We start from the raw sequence: 17,305 nt of genomic DNA, 5'->3' as shown, positions 1-17,305 counted from the left end.
GCCTCCAGGCCGTCAGGACGCGACGGGCGCCACCACGAACGGGTCGAGTTCTGCGACCTGGCGTCGGAACACCCGCACCCGCAGGCGCGTGCCGTCCTCGACGTAGTCGACGGACTCCACCGCGCCGGCGTCGTGCAGCGTCGACACGAGGTCGCCGCGGTCGTACGGGATCACCACGGTGAGTTCGACGTCCGGCTCGGGCAGCCGCGCCTCGATCGCGTCGAGGAGGTCCTGGATGCCCTCACCCGTCCGGGCGGAGACGAACACCGCGTCCGGCACGAGTCCGACCAGCACGAGCCGCTGCGACTCGTCGATGAGGTCCGACTTGTTGAACGCCACGATCTCGGGGATCTCGCGGGCCTCGACCTCGGCGATGACCTCGCGCACGGTGGCGAGCTGCGCCGCCGGGTCCGGGTGGGAACCGTCGACGACGTGCACGATGACGTCCGCTTCGCCCACTTCCTCGAGCGTGGAACGGAACGCCTCGACCAGCTGGTGCGGCAGGTTCCGGACGAAGCCGACGGTGTCCACGAAGGTGAACTCGCGGCCCTTTGCGCTCTCGGTCCGGCGGACCGTCGCGTCCAGCGTCGCGAACAGCTGGTTCTGCACGAGCACGCCGGCGCTCGTCAGACGGTTGAGCAGCGAGGACTTCCCCGCGTTCGTGTAGCCGGCGATGGCGACGCTCGGCACGGAGTTGCGGTGTCGGTCCGCGCGCTTGGCCTCGCGCGCGGGGCGGAAGCCGGCGATCTGGCGGCGCAGCTTCGACATCCGGGTGTGGATGCGGCGGCGGTCGAGTTCGATCTTCGTCTCACCGGGACCACGTGAGCCCATGCCCGCACCGCCGGAGACCTGACCACCGGCCTGACGGGACATCGACTCACCCCAACCGCGGAGTCGCGGGAGGAGGTACTCGAGCTGGGCGAGCTCGACCTGGGCCTTGCCCTCTCGGCTCTTGGCGTGCTGGCTGAAGATGTCGAGGATCACCGCGGTGCGGTCGATCACCTTCACCTTCACGACGTCCTCGAGCGCACGGCGCTGGGACGGGGCGAGTTCGGTGTCGGCGATGACCGTGTCCGCTCCGGTGGCCTTAACGACCATCGCGAGTTCTTCGGCCTTGCCCTTGCCGAGGTAGGTGGAGGGGTCGGGGTTCGGCCGGCGCTGCAGCAGCCCGTCGAGGACCACGGCGCCCGCGGTCTCGGCGAGGGCGGCGAGTTCGCGCAGCGAGTTCTCGGCTTCGGCGGCGTCACCCTGCGGGTACACGCCGATGAGGACGACCTGCTCGAGCCGGAGCTGCCGGTACTCGACCTCGGTGACGTCCTCGAGCTCGGTGGAGAGGCCGGCCACTCGGCGCAGTGCCGCACGGTCCTCGCGGTCGTACTGGTCGCCGTCCCCGTTCCAGGTGCGGTCGTCGACCGACCTGGTCTGAATCGCCTGCGCCGGTGCGAACACGGACGAGGCCGCCCGGGAGTCCGCGTTGCGCAGGACTCGTTCGACGACACCAGCGGCGCTGTCGTCTCCGAGTGCGCGGTCGTCCGTCATTGGTTCGTCGTGCTCATGGGTATCCGTCATGCTGTCCACAGGGTACCTCCGCAGCGCTCGGGACACACGGAGTTCCCGGTACGGTTCATCCATGGCGAACGACCACTACTTCTCGGCCAGTCCGGAGAGCGACGCACGGCCTCGCCAGATCCACGTCACCCTCGCCGGGCGGCCGCTCACGCTGACCACCGCGGCGGGCGTCTTCAGCCCCGACGGACTCGACCGTGGCACCCGGGTACTGCTCGGTTCCGTGCCGCCACCCGCGGCCGAGGGCGCTCTGCTCGACGTCGGGTGCGGCTGGGGTCCGATCGCGATCACGATGGCGCTGCACTCCCCCGACGCCCGGGTCTGGGGCGTGGACGTCAACGAGCGCGTGCTCGGCCTCGCCCGGGCGAACGCCGCCGCGGCCGCTACCGACAACGTCACGGTCGCGCTCCCCGACGACGTCCCCGCCGACCTCCGGTTCCGGACCATCTGGTCGAACCCGCCGATCCGGGTCGGCAAGGACGAGCTGCACCAGATCCTGCTCACCTGGCTCCCCCGGCTCGAGGTGGGCGGCGACGCCTGGCTGGTCGTCTCGAAGGACCTCGGCGGGGACTCGTTGCAGCGCTGGCTGCAGCAGACCCTCGACGCCGCGTTCCACGTGTCCCGCGCGACGACCGACAAGGGGTTCCGGGTCCTGCGGGTGCACCGCACGGCCTGACCGGCCCTGTCCGGACTGCGCGAGGTCACCTCCGGACTGCGCGAGGTCGCCTCGGCGACGCACCAGCGGCGGTCGGACTGGAGGCGCGGCCCGCGCCAGCGACGTCGGTGACGCGGGTCGTGCCTCCAGGTCGAGTGCCCGTGGTCGGGTCAGACCGTCAGGTCACCCGAGAAGACGAGTTCCGCCGGACCGGCGAGCGCGACGTGCTCGCCGTCCTCCGCAGCGAACATGCGCACGGTGACGACCCCGCCGGGCACGCGCACGCGCCAGGTGTCCGGCGCTCCGTTGCCCGCCCAGTGGCGCGTCGCGAGCGCTGCCGCGACCGCGCCCGTTCCGCAGGACAGCGTCTCGCCGCTGCCCCGCTCGTGCACGCGCATCGTGATCTGGCCGACGCCGTCCTGCACCAGCGGGTCGCCGGGGAGCACGAACTCGACGTTCGCGCCGGCGGCCGGCACCGGGTCGAGGACGGGCACGTACGTGAGGTCGACGTCGGCGAGCTCGTCCTCGGTCGCGAGGGCGACGACGACGTGCGGGTTGCCGACGTCGATGCCGAGGCCCGGCCGGGCGTTGTCGAGGTTCTTCGCGCGCACGAGGACGTCGTCCGCGCCGCCGCCCTCGATGCCGAGTCCCCAGCGGCCGAGGTCGGCGGAGAAGCCGTTCGTCGTGCGCTGGATGTCCACGAGGCCCTTGCGGCTGCCCACCGTCAGGGTCTCGCCCGGGGCGAGCTCGACGAGGCCCGCCTCGGTGAGGTAGCGGGCGAAGACGCGGACGCCGTTGCCGCACATCTCCGCCACCGTGCCGTCGGCGTTGTGGTAGTCCATGAACCAGATCGCGGCCGGGTCCTCGGCGACGAGCGCCCGTCCCTCCGGCAGGGATTCGGACCGGACTGCGCGGATGACACCGTCGCCGCCCACGCCGAACCGGCGGTCCGCGATCGCACGGATGCGCTCGGGGGTCAGGTCGACCGTGGCGTCGGGGTCGGCGAACAGGACGAAGTCGTTGCCGGTCCCCTGGCCCTTGGTGAAGTGCAGCTCGGTCACGGGACGATCCTACGGGCCAGCACCGTCAACGCCGCCCGGTCGGCACCGGTGACGTCGAGCTCCGCAGCGTCGGCGTACCGCCGGAACCAGGACACCTGCCGACGCGCGTACTTCCGGGTCGCGATGCCGGTCGCTTCCACGGCCTCGTCGAGGGTGGCCTCGCCGCGGAGGACCTCGAGCGCCTGCGAGTACCCGATCGCGGCACGGGCGGTCTTCCCCCGCTCGAGACCCCGCTCGCGGAGGGCACGGACCTCGTCGACCAGCCCGCGCTCGAACATCCGCGCTGCGCGTTCGTGCAGGGCGGTGACGAGCTGCTCGCGATCGCGCCGCAGGTGCAGGATCCGAGCAGGCCGCCAGGCGCGGGGCGCGGCCGGGAGGCTCGGGGTGACGACCTCGGATCGGCTCGCGATCTCGAGTGCCCGGATCAGGCGGCGCGGGTTGCGTGCGTCGATGGTCGCGGCGGCCGTCGGGTCGAGGGTCCGGAGCCGTTCGAGCAGGATGCCGGGGCCGAGCTCCGCGTGCTCCCGCTCCAGCCGGGCGCGCAGCTCGGGGTCGGTGCCCGGGAACGACAGGTCGAACAGGACCGCGGACACGTACAGGCCGCTCCCGCCGACGAGCACCGCGACCCCGCCGCGCTCGTGGATCGCGTCGATGTCGGCTCGGGCGTCGCGCTGGTAGGCGGCGACGCTCGCTTCGTCGGTGACGTCGAGGACGTCGAGCTGGTGGTGCGGGACACCCCGCCGTTCGTCGACCGAGAGCTTCGCGGTCCCGATGTCCATGCCGCGGTACAGCTGCATGGCGTCGGCGTTGACGACCTCCGCCGCACGGCCGGCCGCACGGAGGCGTTCGGCGATCGCGATGCCGAGGTCGGACTTGCCGGTGCCCGTCGCACCGACGACGGCGATCAGGTCGGCATCGGTGCTCGCCGCGTCAGCGGCCGACACGGAGCGTGGGCAGGCCGAGCGAGACCGGTCGGGGGCCGTCAGTGGGTGCGGCCGGAGCCGGGACGCCGCAGCTCTCGGCCTGCGCCCGGTCCCAGGCGTCGCCGGCGCGGGTGCGGCGGATCCGGAGCGGAGCGTCACCGTCGGCGATGAGGAAGTGCGGCGCGGACCGGGTGACCTCCACCGTGACGACGTCGCCCGGGCGCGGCACCTCGGAACCCGAGGGCACCGCGAAGTGCACGAGCCGCGAGTCCTCCGCGCGCCCGGACAGCCGGTGCGTCGCTTCGTCCTTCTTGCCCTCGCCGGTGGCGACCAGCACCTCGACGCTGCGTCCGACCTGCTTCGCGTTCTCCTCGGCCGTGATCCGCTCCTGCAGGGCGACCAGCCGCTCGTAGCGCTCCTGCACGACCTGCTTCGGCAGCTGCTCGTCCATGGTCGCCGCGGGCGTGCCGGGGCGGATCGAGTACTGGAAGGTGAACGCCGAGGCGAACCGGGACTGCTCGACGACGCGGAGCGTGTCCTCGAAGTCCTGCTCCGTCTCACCCGGGAACCCGACGATGATGTCGGTCGAGATCGCCGCGTTCGGGATCTTTGCGCGCACCCGGTCGAGGATGCCGAGGAACCGCTCGCTCCGGTAGCTGCGGCGCATGGCCTTGAGGATCCGATCCGATCCGGACTGCAGCGGCATGTGCAGCTGCGGCATGACGTTCGACGTCTCGGCCATCGCGTCGATGACGTCGTCCGTGAAGGCAGCCGGGTGGGGGCTCGTGAAGCGGACGCGCTCGAGGCCCTCGATCTGACCCGCCGCGCGAAGCAGCTTGCCGAACGCCTGCCGGTCGCCGAACTCGACGCCGTAGGAGTTCACGTTCTGGCCGAGCAGCGTGACCTCGATCGCACCGTCGTCGACGAGCGCCTGGATCTCCGCGAGGACGTCACCCGGGCGGCGGTCCTTCTCCTTGCCGCGGAGCGACGGGACGATGCAGAACGTGCACGTGTTGTTGCAGCCGACCGAGATGGACACCCACCCGCTGTGCGTGGAGTCGCGCTTCGTCGGCAGCGTCGACGGGAAGACGTCGAGCGACTCGAGGATCTCGATCTGCGCCTCGTCGTTGTGCCGTGCCCGCTCGAGCAGGGTGGGCAACGACCCCATGTTGTGCGTGCCGAACACGACGTCGACCCACGGCGCCTTCTCGAGGATGACGTTCTTGTCCTTCTGCGCCAGGCACCCGCCGACGGCGATCTGCATGCCCGGGTGCTCGCGCTTGATGCCCGCGAGCTGCCCGAGGTTGCCGTACAGGCGGTTGTCCGCGTTCTCGCGTACCGCGCACGTGTTGATGACGACGACGTCCGCCTGGGTGCCGTCGGCGGCGACGTAGCCGGCGGCCTGGAGCGAGCCACTCAGCCGCTCGGAGTCGTGCACGTTCATCTGGCACCCGTAGGTGCGGACTTCGTAGGTGCGGGGCGCTGCGAGGGTGGCCATGGTGATCTCAGTGTAAAACCGTCCGCGCCCGGTGGAGGCCAGCACCACCGCGACCCGCGGGCGCTACTCGAACCGGACGGAGCCGCGCGGGCCGGCCGGGGGTCGCCCGCCGCCGTCCAGCGCACGCTCGACGGCGATGCGGACCACGCCGCCGTTGTAGCCCTTGCGCATGAGGAACCCCGAGAGTCGGCGCTCCGCAGTCGCCCGGTCGAGCCCGCGGAGCTGACCGGCGCGCTTCTGGGCGAGTTCGATCGCGCGGACGAACTCGTCGTCCTCGTCGTCGGCAGCGGCGTCGAGCGCAGCGTCGATCGCCGCCTGGTCGATCCCGCGGCGTCGGAGCTCGGCCACGACACCCTGGCGACCGAGACCCTTCCGGTCGTGCAAGCGGTCGACGAGGTCCGTCGCGAGGGCCACGTCGTCGAGGAGTCCGACGCGCGTCAGCCGTTCGATCTCGGAGTCGACCACGTCGGCGTCGAGGTCGTTCTTCGTGAGCATCGTCCGGAGCTCGGACTCACTGACGCCCTTGCGGCCGAGCGCGCGCATGCTGAGACGCTCGGCGTCGGCACGCTGCTCGTCGATCGGGCGCGGAGCATCGGCCGGGTCGATCTCGTCCCCGCTGGCGATGGCGAACACCGACGCGGTGGTCGCTTCGGCGGTCGGAGTGTCGTCGTAGCCGTCCTGCTCAGCCCGGGCACTCCGGCCGGTGCCGTCCCCGACGACGGGCGACACCCACTCGGGCTGCGCTCGGGAGCCCGTGAACGGCAGCGGCACGGGGGTGTCCGCGTCGGCATCGCCTTCGGCCGCGCCGTCCTCGGGGATGTCGTCCCCCGCGATGGCATCGGCATCGGCATCGGCCGCTGCGGCATCGGCAGCACGGCTTCGAGCTGCGGCGATCCGCTCGATCGGCGCGAACTGATCCGGATCGAACCCGTTCGGCGTCGCGTCACGGGTCGGGTTCCGAGTCGGGTTCCGGGTGGCCTGCGCTTCGTCCGGCGAGGGCGGCGCCGAGGGACGGCGACGAGACCTCGCACCGAACAGGTCGGTGACCGGTGCGAGGCCCTCGTCGTCGTGGTCGGTCGTCACGCGCCCTTGCGCTCCGCGATCTTCGGCGCGATCTCGACCGGAGCCTCAACCTCGGCCTTGGCGCCGCCGACACCGAGCTTCGCGAGGATCTTGCCCTCGATCTCCGCTGCGATCTCCGGGTTCTGGATCAGGAACGAACGCGAGTTCTCCTTGCCCTGCCCGAGCTGGTCGCCGTCGTAGGTGTACCAGGCACCCGACTTCTTGACAATGCCGTGGTCGACACCGAAGTCGAGGAGCGAGCCCTCTCGCGAGATGCCCACGCCGTACAGGATGTCGAACTCGGCCTGCTTGAAGGGCGGCGCCATCTTGTTCTTGACGACCTTGACGCGGGTGCGGTTGCCGACGGCGTCGGTCCCGCTCTTGAGCGTCTCGATGCGCCGGATGTCGAGTCGGACGGACGCGTAGAACTTCAGCGCCTTACCGCCGGACGTGGTCTCGGGGGAACCGAAGAACACGCCGATCTTCTCGCGCAGCTGGTTGATGAAGATCATCGTGGTCTGGGTCTGGTTCAGCCCACCGGCGAGCTTGCGGAGGGCCTGGGACATGAGGCGCGCCTGCAGACCGACGTGGGAGTCACCCATCTCGCCCTCGATCTCGGCGCGGGGCACGAGCGCCGCGACGGAGTCGATGACGATGAGGTCGATCGAGCCGGAGCGGACGAGCATGTCCGCGATCTCGAGCGCCTGCTCGGCTGTGTCGGGCTGCGACACGAGCAGCGCGTCGATGTCGACACCGAGCTTCTTGGCGTACTCGGGGTCGAGGGCGTGCTCCGCGTCGATGAACGCCGCGATGCCGCCGGCGCGCTGGGCGTTGGCGATGGCGTGGATCGTCAGCGTGGTCTTACCCGACGACTCCGGGCCGTAGATCTCGACGATGCGGCCACGGGGCAGGCCACCGATGCCGAGCGCGACGTCGAGCGCCACCGACCCGGTCTGGATGACGTTGACCGGGGCGCGTTCATCCGACCCGAGGCGCATGATCGCACCCTTGCCGAACTGCCTGTCGATCTGAGCGAGTGCGGTCTCGAGGGCCTTCTCGCGGTCTGCCGGTGATGGCATGGGGTGCTCCTTCGTGCTCGATGTCGGCCGCCTGTAGGCTGTCGCGTTCACGCCGGCCGGTGGTGCAAGGCCAGTGCTGCTGCGACAAGGCTTCGGGCTGTTCCCGTTGACTTCGAACCTAGGGCGGGCCACCGACATGACTGTCCGTGACCGCGCGATCTGTGGATGAAGTCCCCGTCCAGCGCCGTTGTGGAGGAAGCTACCACCGATCGAACACCCGTTCGAGCAACACGCCGAACACAGTTTCGGGTGCCCGGGCACCCGAGGTCAGTCGTGCGGCTCCGCCAGCCCCTTGCCGTGCCGCTTGTCGAGCGGGACGTCCTGCGAGTCGCACAGCGCCTCCCAGACACGGCGCGCGTCGATCCCCGCGTCGAGGGCGTCCGCCGCGGACCGTCCGCCGAGCTCCTCGAGCACGACGTCGCGGCTGACGACCGCACCGTAGGCCTCACCGAACACCTGGTCGACGGCTCGCCAGAACTCACTCACCCGCATCGTTCCAGCCTAACGACGACGGCCCGAGCCACCGCACGGCACGAACGGCCCGCGCCCGGCAGCGCGCACGCATCACCCCACTCGGCGGCACCTGCCCCGCAACGAGGAACGCCCCCGCCGGTGATCCGGCGGGGGCGTTCGTGTGCGGTGGCGTCAGCGCACCGCGAGGTCGTTGTCGAACTCGGCGACGAGGTCGTCGGGGAGCGTGTCGGGGACCGGGGTGAGGCCCTCGACCACCGCGAGGCGGTCGCCCACTTCACGCATGATGGTCGAGATGGGGGTGTCCAACGCGTCCGCGACGGACGCGAGGATCTCCGAGCTGGCTTCCTTCTGACCGCGCTCGACCTCGCTGAGGTACCCGAGAGCAACGCTGGCCTTGGACGCGACCTGACGGAGGGTCCGGCCCTTCTGCAAGCGGAAGTCCCGCAGAACGTCGCCGATTTCCTGACGAACGAGAACCATGAGAACTCCTCCTCTCTGTCGTCTCCGCGCCCGCTCGATCCGGATGGCCGAGTTCGGGTTCAGCAACTGTAGCGTTGCCGTTGCAGCATGCTAGCCACGTGGGCTGCCGTCCTGCTGGAGATTGCGTGAGATGTAACCCAGTGGAAACGGGACCTATTCCCGCGCCCGGATTGTGGACGACATCCGTGCCAGGAGTTCGGAGACGGTGGCGTGCCGGATTGCATCCCGGTCGCCGTCGAGGTGCAGTTCGTACGCCGTGGCCCCGTCCGCCGACGCGATCCCGACGTACACCGTACCCACGGCCTTGCCGTCCTGCGGATCGGGGCCGGCGACGCCCGTCGTGCTGATCCCCCACGTGGCGGGTTCGCCGTCGATGCTCATCGCGATCCGGACACCCGACGCCATCTGCCTTGCGACCTCGGGGTCGACCGCGCCGTTCGAGGCGAGCAGGTCGGCCGCGACGTCGAGCAGCTCGTGCTTGATCGGCGTCGCGTAGGCCACGACACCGCCTCGGACGACGGCGCTCGCGCCCGGGACGCCCACGAGGGTCGCGACGACGAGTCCCCCGGTCAGGGACTCGGCGACCGCCACGGTCTCGCCGCGGGCGGTCAACTCGGCGATGAGCCCCGGTGCGACGGGGACGGGTGGCTGGGCGTCGGTCACGCTGCGCTGCGGTTGTGCTTCCATGCCTGCCACAGGTAGTCGATCCCGCTCAGGATCGTTGCCAGGAACGCGGCGGTCATGAGGATGCCGTTGACCCAGTGCGCCCAGTCGCCGACGACGTTCCACCAGGGGAACAGGGCGGCGGTCAGCGCGACGGCCTGCAGCACGGTCTTGATCTTGCCGCCGCGGCTGGCGGGGATGACCCGGTCGGACAGCACCGCGAACCGGAACACCGTGATGCCGATCTCGCGGACCATGATGAGGACGGTCACGTACCAGGGCAGCTCATTGAGGATCGACAGCGCGACGAGCGCCCCGCCGATGAGCACCTTGTCAGCGATCGGGTCGACGAGCTTGCCGAAGTCGGTGACGAGGTTCTGCCGTCGGGCGATGATGCCGTCGGCGCTGTCCGTGACGATCGCGACGACGAACACGACCGCCGCCCAGATCCGCATCGCGCCGTCGTTGCCGGCATCGCTCAGGAGCAGCACGAAGAACAGCGGCGCCATGAGGATGCGCACGACGGTGATGATGTTCGCGACGTTCGCCGTGGACGCCGGGCCGGGGCCCTTGCGCAGCAGCCGACCGCGCCACGGGAAGCGTGCTCCGTGCGAGGTGTCCGTACCGTTCGAGGCGGTCATCGCACTCACTCCCTGCCCGTCAGTCCCCACGCGTCCTCGTCGGGCCCGTCGTCGACTTCATCGTACCCGCGGGTCATGTCCCCCACCGGGTCGGCGCTGTACCGGTCACCGTCGTCTGCGGAGGCGGGCAAGGCCGGGGCCGGGGCCACCGGCGGCTCCTCGCCCCGCAGCTTCGCGAGCACCGACGGCAGCTGGTCCGCCGTGACGAGGACGTCGCGCGCCTTCGAACCCTCGGACGGGCCGACGATGTCGCGGGACTCCATCAGGTCCATCAGGCGTCCGGCCTTCGCGAACCCGACACGGAGCTTCCGCTGGAGCATCGAGGTCGACCCGAACTGCGTCGAGACGACCTGTTCGACCGCCGCGAGCAGCAGCTCGAGGTCGTCGCCGATGTCCGCGTCGATCTCCTTGCGCTCGACCACGGCCTGGACGTCCTGGCGGTACTCGGGGCGGGCCTGCCGGGTGACGTGCTGGACGACCTCGGCGACCTCGCTCTCCTGCACCCAGGCACCCTGCACGCGGATCGCCTTCGACGACCCCATCGGCAGGAAGAGCGCGTCGCCCTGCCCGATGAGCTTGTCGGCGCCCGGCTGGTCGAGGATGACGCGGGAGTCGGTGACGCTCGTGACCGCGAAGGCGAGGCGCGAGGGCACGTTCGCCTTGATGAGGCCGGTGACGACGTCGACAGAGGGTCGCTGGGTCGCCAGGACGAGGTGGATCCCGGCGGCGCGGGCGAGCTGGGTGATGCGGACGATCGACTCCTCGACGTCGCGCGGGGCGACGAGCATGAGGTCCGCGAGCTCATCGACGACGACGAGCAGGTACGGGTACGGCTTGAGCTTCCGCTCGCTGCCCGCGGGCAGCACGATCTCGCCGTTCTCGATGGCCTTGTTGAAGTCGTCGACGTGCCGGAAGCCGAACGACGCCAGGTCGTCGTACCGCATGTCCATCTCCTTCACGACCCACTGCAGCGCTTCCGCCGCCTTCTTCGGGTTCGTGATGATGGGCGTGATGAGGTGCGGCACCCCGGCGTAGATCGAGAGTTCGACGCGCTTCGGGTCGACGAGGACCATGCGGACCTCGGACGGCTTCGCGCGCATGAGCAGCGACGTGATCATCGAGTTGACGAACGACGACTTGCCGGAACCGGTCGAACCGGCGACGAGCAGGTGCGGCATCTTCGCCAGGTTGGCGACGACGAAGCCGCCCTCGACGTCCTTGCCGACGCCGATCGTCATCGGGTGCTTGGACTTCCGCGCCGCGTTGGAACGCAGCACGTCGCCGAGCGACACGGTCTCGCGGTCGGTGTTCGGGATCTCGACGCCGATGGCGCTCTTGCCCGGGATCGGCGACAGGATCCGGACCTCGTTCGAGGCGACCGCGTACGACAGGTTCTTCGAGAGGGCCGTGACGCGCTCGACCTTCACGCCCGGACCGAGCTCGATCTCGTACCGGGTGACGGTCGGGCCGCGGGAGAAGCCGGTGACCTTCGCATCGACCTTGAACTCGGTGAGGACACCGGTGATCGCGGCGACGATGTCGTCGTTGGCCTGGCTGCGCGCGACCGAGGGCGAGCCGGAGCTCAGCGTGGTGGCGGCGGGCAGCCGGTACGGCGCGGACGGGTCCTCGTCGGACGCCGTGGTGGACGGTAGGCCGTCGGCGTCCGCCACGTCGGTCACGTCCGTCACGTCGACGTCGTCGACCGGGAGGGGCGGGGAGACCACCGGGGACACGCCCGCGTCCGGACGGATCACCTCGGGCGCTGCGGAACGGTCCGGCACCTCGGTGCCGAAGTCACGGAGCGCCTGCTCGGCGACCTGGAGGTCGTGCTCGACGGAGTCGTTGAGGTTGACCGATGTCGGCTCGGCCGGCGTGTGGTCGACGAGGCCGGCCGCAGCGCCCGCGTTGGGGTTCGCCACGGGGGCGACAGGCGCGGCCGGAGCAGCCGCGGTGGCGGCGGTGATGACCGGGGTGTCGTACGCCGGGTCCTCTTCACGCCCGGACTTGTTGCGGCGCCACCACGGGATCGTGCCGGGCTCGCCCTCGTCCTCGCCACCGGTCGCCCGGTCGGCCTCGAAGCCGAGGTCGTCGAAGAGCTGGAAGTCGGTGTCGCCCTTGGTGCCGCGCTTCTTGGTGGTCCGGGTGCGCGCAGCGGGTGCATCAGCGACCTCGGCCTCGGGTTCGGCCGCGGGGGCCGGCGCGCCGAACAGGTAGGCGTAGAGCTCGTGCAGGCGACGACCGAGCTTGTTCGGCGGGGTCTTCGTGATGATGAACAGCGAGAGGACGAGCAGCACGATCGCGACGGGGACCGCGACCCACGCGGTGGCGATCGTGACCAGCCAGCCGATGACGACCCACCCGATGACACCACCGGCGGCGGCGAGCGCGGGCATGCCGTCGGGCGCGGTCGGCTGCCCGCCGAAGACGTGGCAGAGGGAGGCGATCGACACGAGCAGCAGCCCGAGACCGATCCCGATGCGGGTGTTGTCGTGCACCGAGGCCGGGTGCCGGAAGAGCCAGCCGGCGAAGACGACCATGATGACCGGCAGCGCGAACGCCAGCCGTCCGAACAAGCCGCCGAACGTGTACGCATCGAGCGCCACCGACACCGAGTTCGTCGGGTTGAGCCACTCCACGACGGCGCCGGCGATCGCGAGCACGAACAGCAGGAACGGGAAGCCGTCGCGACGCTGGTCCTTCTCGAGTGTCTCCTTGCCGAGCAGCCGGAACACCGCCCCGACGCCGTGCGCCATGGCGAGCCAGGCGGTCACGACGGGGTTCTGCTCGCGGAACACCGGGCTCGGTGCCGCCGGTGGCAGCTTCTTCGTCGTGGCCTGGGTGCGCGACGGACCGCGCGTTCCGCTTCCACGGGACGACGAGGACGCGCGCGAGCGCGTGGTCGACTTGGTGCCTCCGGCCATGGGCAGAACCCTAATCCCCACTCAGGACAAACCAAGGGAGGCCCGCCGCAGCGTCCGTGACGGACGTGGGGCGGGCCTCCCGGCAGAACGGACGGACGTCGCTACGCCTCGATGACCACCGGGACGATCATCGGACGGCGCCGGTGCTTCGTGTTCACCCAGCGGCCGACCGTGCGGCGGACGACCTGCCCGAAGGCGTGCGAGTCGCGCGTGCCGTTGGCGGCCGCCTCGGCGATCGCCTTGGCGATCTGCGGACGGACGTCATCGAACACCGAGTCGTCCTCGGCGAAGCCGCGCGACTGGATCTCCGGGCCGATCACGCACTGGCCGGTGGTGAAGTCCACCGCGGCGAAGATCGAGATGAAGCCCTCCTCCGCCAGGACACGACGGTCCTTGAGGTCGGCGTCGGTGATCTCGCCGACGGTCGAGCCGTCCACGTACACGTACCCGATGTCGAGCTGCCCGGCGACCGTCGCGACGCCGTCCTTCAGGTCGACGACGATGCCGTCCTGTCCGAGGATCACGTTGCGCGGCGGGACACCCGTCTGGATCGCCAGGTCGGCGTTCGCGTACAGGTGGCGGTGCTCGCCGTGGACGGGGAGCACGTTGCGCGGACGCAGGATGTTGTAGCAGTAGAGGAGCTCGCCGGCCGACGCGTGCCCGGAGACGTGCACCTTCGCGTTGCCCTTGTGCACGACCTTCGCGCCGAGCTTGGTGAGCCCGTCGATGACGCGGTACACGGCGTTCTCGTTGCCCGGGATGAGCGACGAGGCGAGGATGACGGTGTCGCCCTCGCCGATCTCGATCTGGTGCTCGAGGTTGGCCATGCGTGCGAGCACGGCCATCGGCTCGCCCTGGGACCCGGTCGACATGTAGACGATCTGGTCGTCGGGGACGTTCTTCGCCTTCTTCGTGTCGATGAGGACGTTCTCGGGCACACGGAGGTAACCGAGCTCGGCGGCGATCGTCATGTTGCGGATCATCGAGCGACCCATGAACGCGACCTTGCGGTTCGCGGCGGCGGCGGCGTCGAGGACCTGCTGGACACGGTGCACGTGCGACGAGAAGCTCGCCACGACGACCTTCTTGCGGGCGCGCGTGATGATGTTCTCGAGCACCGGGCCGATGTCGCGCTCCGGAGCGGTGAAGCCGGGGACGTCCGCGTTGGTGGAGTCCGGCAGGAACAGGTCGACGCCCTGCTCGCCGAGGCGGGCGAAGGCACGGAGGTCCGTGATGCGGTCGTCCAGCGGGAGCTGGTCCATCTTGAAGTCACCGGTGTGCAGGACACGACCGGCGGGGGTCGTGATCGAGACGGCGAGGGCGTCCGGGATGGAGTGGTTCACGGCCACGAACTCGAGGTGGAACGGGCCGAGCTGTTCGGTCTGGTCCTCGGCCACGACGAGCGTGTACGGCTTGATCCGGTGCTCCTTGAGCTTCGCCTCGACGAGCGCGAGGGTCAGCGTGGAGCCGATCAGGGGGATGTCGTCGCGGAGCTTCAGCAGGTACGGGACGGCGCCGATGTGGTCCTCGTGGCCGTGCGTGAGCACGACGCCGAGGACGTCGTCGAGGCGGTCCCGGATCGGCGAGAAGTCCGGCAGGATCAGGTCGACCCCGGGCTGGTGCTCTTCGGGGAACAGCACGCCGGCGTCGACGATGAGCAGCTTGCCCTCGTACTCGTAGACGGTCATGTTGCGACCGATCTCGCCGAGTCCCCCGACGGGGATGACTCGGAGGGTTCCGGGTTCGAGCGGCTGCGGTGTGGAGATCTGTGTGGGCATTCGGTCCTACGGATTCGGGCGACGCGCGTGCTGCGCGCCGCGTGTTCGCTAGCGGGTGGTGCCTGGCACCTTTGGCAGTGCGCCGCCGGCCGCTGCGTTGCGGTCGGGGCGGAAGTTGGAGAAGTCGGCGCCCGGGATGTCCCGGACGGCCTCGAGCGAGGTCTCGATGGCGTACGCCTCGGAGTCCTCGGGGCCGACGAGCGGCAGTCGGACGCGCGGACTGCCGATGCGGCCGAGTCCGTGCAGGATGTACTTCGCCGCGACGGTGCCCGGCACGTGCGTCATGACGGCACGGACGAGGGGCTCGACGCGCTTGTGCTCGGCGGTCGCGGTCGCGAGGTCGCCGCGGTTCACGGCGTCGACGATGGTGCGGTACGGCGTGGACGTGATGTTCGCGGTGACGCCGATGAGCCCGGTGGCGCCGATCGACAGGTGCGGGAGCACGTTGGTGTCGTCACCGGAGAAGTACATGAGGTCGGTGTTGTTGAGCACCCGGGACACCTCGGCGAAGTCGCCCTTGGCGTCCTTCACGGCGAGGATGTTCGGGTGGTGCGACGCCCGCACGATCGTCTCGTAGGTGATCGGGATGCCGGTGCGGCCCGGGATGTCGTACAGGATGACCGGCAGGTCGGTGGCGTCGGCGATCATCCGGAAGTGGGTGAGCACACCGGACTGCGTCGGCTTGTTGTAGTACGGCGTGACGATCATCACGCCGTCGGCGCCGGCCCGCTCGCTCTGCTTGTAGAGGTGGATCGCGTGGGCGGTCTCGTTCGAGCCGCCGCCGGTGATGATCTTCGCGCGGCCCGCGGCCACGGACTTGCCGACCTCGACGAGCCGGAGCTTCTCCGGGTCGGTGAGGGTGGACGTCTCGCCGGTCGTGCCGGTCACGACGATGCCGTCGGCACCGGCGGTGATGCAGTCGTCGATGTGCTGCTCGACGCCGGGCCAGTCGACCTCGCCGTCGGCCGTGAACGGGGTCACGAGGGCGACGAGGACCTGACCGAAGGGATTCTCACGCGGGGACACGGGCACCAGCGTACCGGGGATGCGCGCGAGGTCCGCCGTCCGCGTGGACGGTACGGGGCCGGGAGGCACGGATCGCCCTGCCTCGCCCGGCACGTCCGTCAGGTGGTCGGCACTCAGGCGCGGCGCCGCCACTCGAGGAACCGGTAGCGGGTGCCTCCGTTCCGGGACTCCTGCCACGGCCCCTCGTCGACGAGGGTCCAGGCGTCGTCGAAGTCCGGTGCCGTGGTGTCACCGGACACCTCGACGTCGATGACGGTCTCGGAGACGCGGTCCGCGAAGGCCATGCCCTCGGTGTAGACCGCGCCGCCGCCGATGATCCACACCCGTTCGTCGGTGTCGAGCGCGGTGGCCAGGTCGTGCGCGACCTCGGCCCCGGCGGCACGCCAGGCGTCGTCGCGGGTGAGTACGACGTTCCGGCGCCCGGGCAGCGGTCGGAAGCGCTCCGGCAGCGACTCCCAGGTGCGCCGACCCATCACGACCGTCGCGTCACCGGTGACCTGGCGGAAGTGCGCGAGGTCCTCGGGGATGTGCCACGGGATCGCACCGTCCGCGCCGATCACGCCGTTCGTGGAGCGTGCCCAGACCATCCCGATGCCCCGCACCGGTTCGGTCCACTCCCCCGGGGCCACCGACGACGACATCAGACGGCGACCGCGGCCTTGATCGCCGGGTGGTGGTGGTAGCCGACGACGGTGAAGTCCTCGTACTCGTAGTCGTCGATCGAGTCGCGGGGTGCGAGCTCGAGCGTCGGGAGCGCGTACGGCGTGCGGGTCAGCTGCTCCTCGACCTGCTCGACGTGGTTGTCGTAGACGTGGCAGTCGCCACCGGTCCACACGAAGTCGCCGACCTCGAGCCCGGTCTGCGCCGCGATCATGTGGGTCAACAGCGCGTACGAGGCGATGTTGAACGGGACACCGAGGAACATGTCCGCGCTCCGCTGGTACAGCTGGCACGAGAGCTTGCCGTCGTTGACGTGGAACTGGAAGAACGCGTGGCACGGGGCCAGCGCCATCTCGGGCACCTCGGCGACGTTCCACGCCGAGACGATGAGCCGGCGGGAGTCCGGGTTGGTCCGGATCTGCTCGATGACCTGGGCGATCTGGTCGATGTGCTCGCCCGACGGGGTCGGCCACGAGCGCCACTGCACGCCGTACACCGGGCCGAGGTCGCCGTCCTCGTCCGCCCACTCGTTCCAGATGCGGACGCCCTGCTCCTGCAGCCAGCGGGCGTTGCCGTCGCCGCGGAGGAACCACAGCAGCTCGTACGCCACCGACTTGAAGTGCACGCGCTTGGTCGTGATGAGCGGGAAGCCCTTCGACAGGTCGTAGCGGAGCTGCGCACCGAACAGGCTGCGCGTGCCGGTGCCGGTGCGGTCACCCTTCGGCGCGCCTTCTTCGAGCACCCGGCGGAGCAGGTCTTCGTAGGGAGTCGGAACGGAGGCGTCGGGCTGCACGGTCTCGCTGTCGGTCACGGCAGCA

The 17,305-nt window shown here is 70.4% G+C and carries 16 protein-coding genes; 1 reads left to right on the top strand and 15 read right to left on the bottom strand.

All coding sequences use genetic code 11. From position 1 onward, the window contains the following. Positions 1-12: 12 nt before the first annotated feature. Positions 13-1,539 (bottom strand): GTPase HflX, encoded by a 1,527-nt coding sequence (hflX, locus tag BLT36_RS08945; protein WP_092094059.1) that lies wholly within the window; start codon positions 1,537-1,539, stop codon positions 13-15. Positions 1,540-1,630: 91 nt separating this feature from the next. On the opposite strand from hflX, the gene BLT36_RS08940 reads away from it, so the two are divergent. Next, positions 1,631-2,242, top strand: coding sequence for a class I SAM-dependent methyltransferase (locus BLT36_RS08940; RefSeq protein ID WP_092094058.1), 612 nt, complete (start codon positions 1,631-1,633; stop codon positions 2,240-2,242). A 149-nt stretch (positions 2,243-2,391) separates the two neighbouring features. Here BLT36_RS08940 and dapF read toward each other — a convergent pair whose 3' ends face one another. From dapF to BLT36_RS08870, 14 genes are all read right to left on the bottom strand, one after another. Beyond that, the gene (gene dapF / locus BLT36_RS08935; RefSeq protein WP_092094056.1) at positions 2,392-3,282 is read right to left on the bottom strand and encodes a diaminopimelate epimerase; all 891 of its coding nucleotides are present in this window, start codon (positions 3,280-3,282) and stop codon (positions 2,392-2,394) included. Next, the gene (gene miaA, locus BLT36_RS08930) at positions 3,279-4,226 is read right to left on the bottom strand and encodes a tRNA (adenosine(37)-N6)-dimethylallyltransferase MiaA (RefSeq protein WP_092094054.1); all 948 of its coding nucleotides are present in this window, start codon (positions 4,224-4,226) and stop codon (positions 3,279-3,281) included. The genes dapF and miaA overlap by 4 nt, the downstream gene beginning before the upstream one ends. Then, complete coding sequence (gene miaB, locus BLT36_RS08925; RefSeq protein WP_092094053.1) at positions 4,213-5,703, bottom strand: tRNA (N6-isopentenyl adenosine(37)-C2)-methylthiotransferase MiaB; 1,491 nt, start codon at positions 5,701-5,703, stop codon at positions 4,213-4,215. The genes miaA and miaB overlap by 14 nt, the downstream gene beginning before the upstream one ends. A gap of 63 nt (positions 5,704-5,766) precedes the next feature. Next, complete coding sequence (locus BLT36_RS08920) at positions 5,767-6,786, bottom strand: regulatory protein RecX (RefSeq protein ID WP_092094051.1); 1,020 nt, start codon at positions 6,784-6,786, stop codon at positions 5,767-5,769. After that, positions 6,783-7,844, bottom strand: a complete 1,062-nt coding sequence (gene recA / locus BLT36_RS08915; protein WP_092094049.1) for a recombinase RecA — start codon at positions 7,842-7,844, stop codon at positions 6,783-6,785. The genes BLT36_RS08920 and recA overlap by 4 nt, the downstream gene beginning before the upstream one ends. 267 nt (positions 7,845-8,111) lie before the next feature. Continuing rightward, complete coding sequence (locus BLT36_RS08910) at positions 8,112-8,336, bottom strand: DUF3046 domain-containing protein (protein WP_092094048.1); 225 nt, start codon at positions 8,334-8,336, stop codon at positions 8,112-8,114. Positions 8,337-8,489: 153 nt separating this feature from the next. Further along, positions 8,490-8,798 carry a helix-turn-helix domain-containing protein gene (locus BLT36_RS08905; RefSeq protein ID WP_058742950.1) on the bottom strand — a complete coding sequence of 103 codons (309 nt, stop codon included), beginning with the start codon at positions 8,796-8,798 and terminating at the stop codon, positions 8,490-8,492. 153 nt (positions 8,799-8,951) lie between these two features. Continuing rightward, positions 8,952-9,461 carry a CinA family protein gene (locus tag BLT36_RS08900; protein WP_254787463.1) on the bottom strand — a complete coding sequence of 170 codons (510 nt, stop codon included), beginning with the start codon at positions 9,459-9,461 and terminating at the stop codon, positions 8,952-8,954. Further along, positions 9,458-10,111: a CDP-diacylglycerol--glycerol-3-phosphate 3-phosphatidyltransferase gene (gene pgsA, locus BLT36_RS08895; protein WP_092094045.1), complete on the bottom strand. Its 654-nt coding sequence runs from the start codon at positions 10,109-10,111 to the stop codon at positions 9,458-9,460. The genes BLT36_RS08900 and pgsA overlap by 4 nt, the downstream gene beginning before the upstream one ends. Beyond that, positions 10,108-13,023 carry an FtsK/SpoIIIE family DNA translocase gene (locus BLT36_RS08890; protein WP_092094043.1) on the bottom strand — a complete coding sequence of 972 codons (2,916 nt, stop codon included), beginning with the start codon at positions 13,021-13,023 and terminating at the stop codon, positions 10,108-10,110. Before BLT36_RS08890 ends, pgsA begins: the two co-directional genes overlap by 4 nt. 101 nt (positions 13,024-13,124) lie before the next feature. Next, positions 13,125-14,801, bottom strand: a complete 1,677-nt coding sequence (locus BLT36_RS08885; protein WP_092094041.1) for a ribonuclease J — start codon at positions 14,799-14,801, stop codon at positions 13,125-13,127. A 48-nt stretch (positions 14,802-14,849) separates the two neighbouring features. Then, the gene (dapA, locus tag BLT36_RS08880; protein WP_092094536.1) at positions 14,850-15,827 is read right to left on the bottom strand and encodes a 4-hydroxy-tetrahydrodipicolinate synthase; all 978 of its coding nucleotides are present in this window, start codon (positions 15,825-15,827) and stop codon (positions 14,850-14,852) included. A 113-nt stretch (positions 15,828-15,940) separates the two neighbouring features. Next, complete coding sequence (locus tag BLT36_RS08875) at positions 15,941-16,468, bottom strand: dihydrofolate reductase (RefSeq protein ID WP_092094039.1); 528 nt, start codon at positions 16,466-16,468, stop codon at positions 15,941-15,943. After that, positions 16,468-17,298, bottom strand: a complete 831-nt coding sequence (locus BLT36_RS08870; RefSeq protein ID WP_217638273.1) for a thymidylate synthase — start codon at positions 17,296-17,298, stop codon at positions 16,468-16,470. The genes BLT36_RS08875 and BLT36_RS08870 overlap by 1 nt, the downstream gene beginning before the upstream one ends. Positions 17,299-17,305 lie beyond the last annotated feature (7 nt).

The sequence above is a fragment of the Curtobacterium sp. UNCCL20 genome (assembly GCF_900101675.1).
GTDB lineage: Bacteria > Actinomycetota > Actinomycetes > Actinomycetales > Microbacteriaceae > Curtobacterium.
The sequence above is the reverse complement of the archived record's forward strand: the minus strand, read 5'-3'. Positions and strand labels throughout refer to the sequence as shown.

What these genes read in the sequence shown, in the direction of transcription:
- hflX (WP_092094059.1), bottom strand. Translation starts at nt 1,539, where the DNA reads ATGACGGACGACCGCGCACTCGGAGACGACAGCGCCGCTGGTGTCGTC.
- BLT36_RS08940 (WP_092094058.1), top strand. Translation starts at nt 1,631, where the DNA reads ATGGCGAACGACCACTACTTCTCGGCCAGTCCGGAGAGCGACGCACGG.
- miaB (WP_092094053.1), bottom strand. Translation starts at nt 5,703, where the DNA reads ATGGCCACCCTCGCAGCGCCCCGCACCTACGAAGTCCGCACCTACGGG.
- recA (WP_092094049.1), bottom strand. Translation starts at nt 7,844, where the DNA reads ATGCCATCACCGGCAGACCGCGAGAAGGCCCTCGAGACCGCACTCGCT.
- BLT36_RS08910 (WP_092094048.1), bottom strand. Translation starts at nt 8,336, where the DNA reads ATGCGGGTGAGTGAGTTCTGGCGAGCCGTCGACCAGGTGTTCGGTGAG.
- BLT36_RS08905 (WP_058742950.1), bottom strand. Translation starts at nt 8,798, where the DNA reads ATGGTTCTCGTTCGTCAGGAAATCGGCGACGTTCTGCGGGACTTCCGC.
- BLT36_RS08890 (WP_092094043.1), bottom strand. Translation starts at nt 13,023, where the DNA reads ATGGCCGGAGGCACCAAGTCGACCACGCGCTCGCGCGCGTCCTCGTCG.
- BLT36_RS08885 (WP_092094041.1), bottom strand. Translation starts at nt 14,801, where the DNA reads ATGCCCACACAGATCTCCACACCGCAGCCGCTCGAACCCGGAACCCTC.
- BLT36_RS08875 (WP_092094039.1), bottom strand. Translation starts at nt 16,468, where the DNA reads ATGTCGTCGTCGGTGGCCCCGGGGGAGTGGACCGAACCGGTGCGGGGC.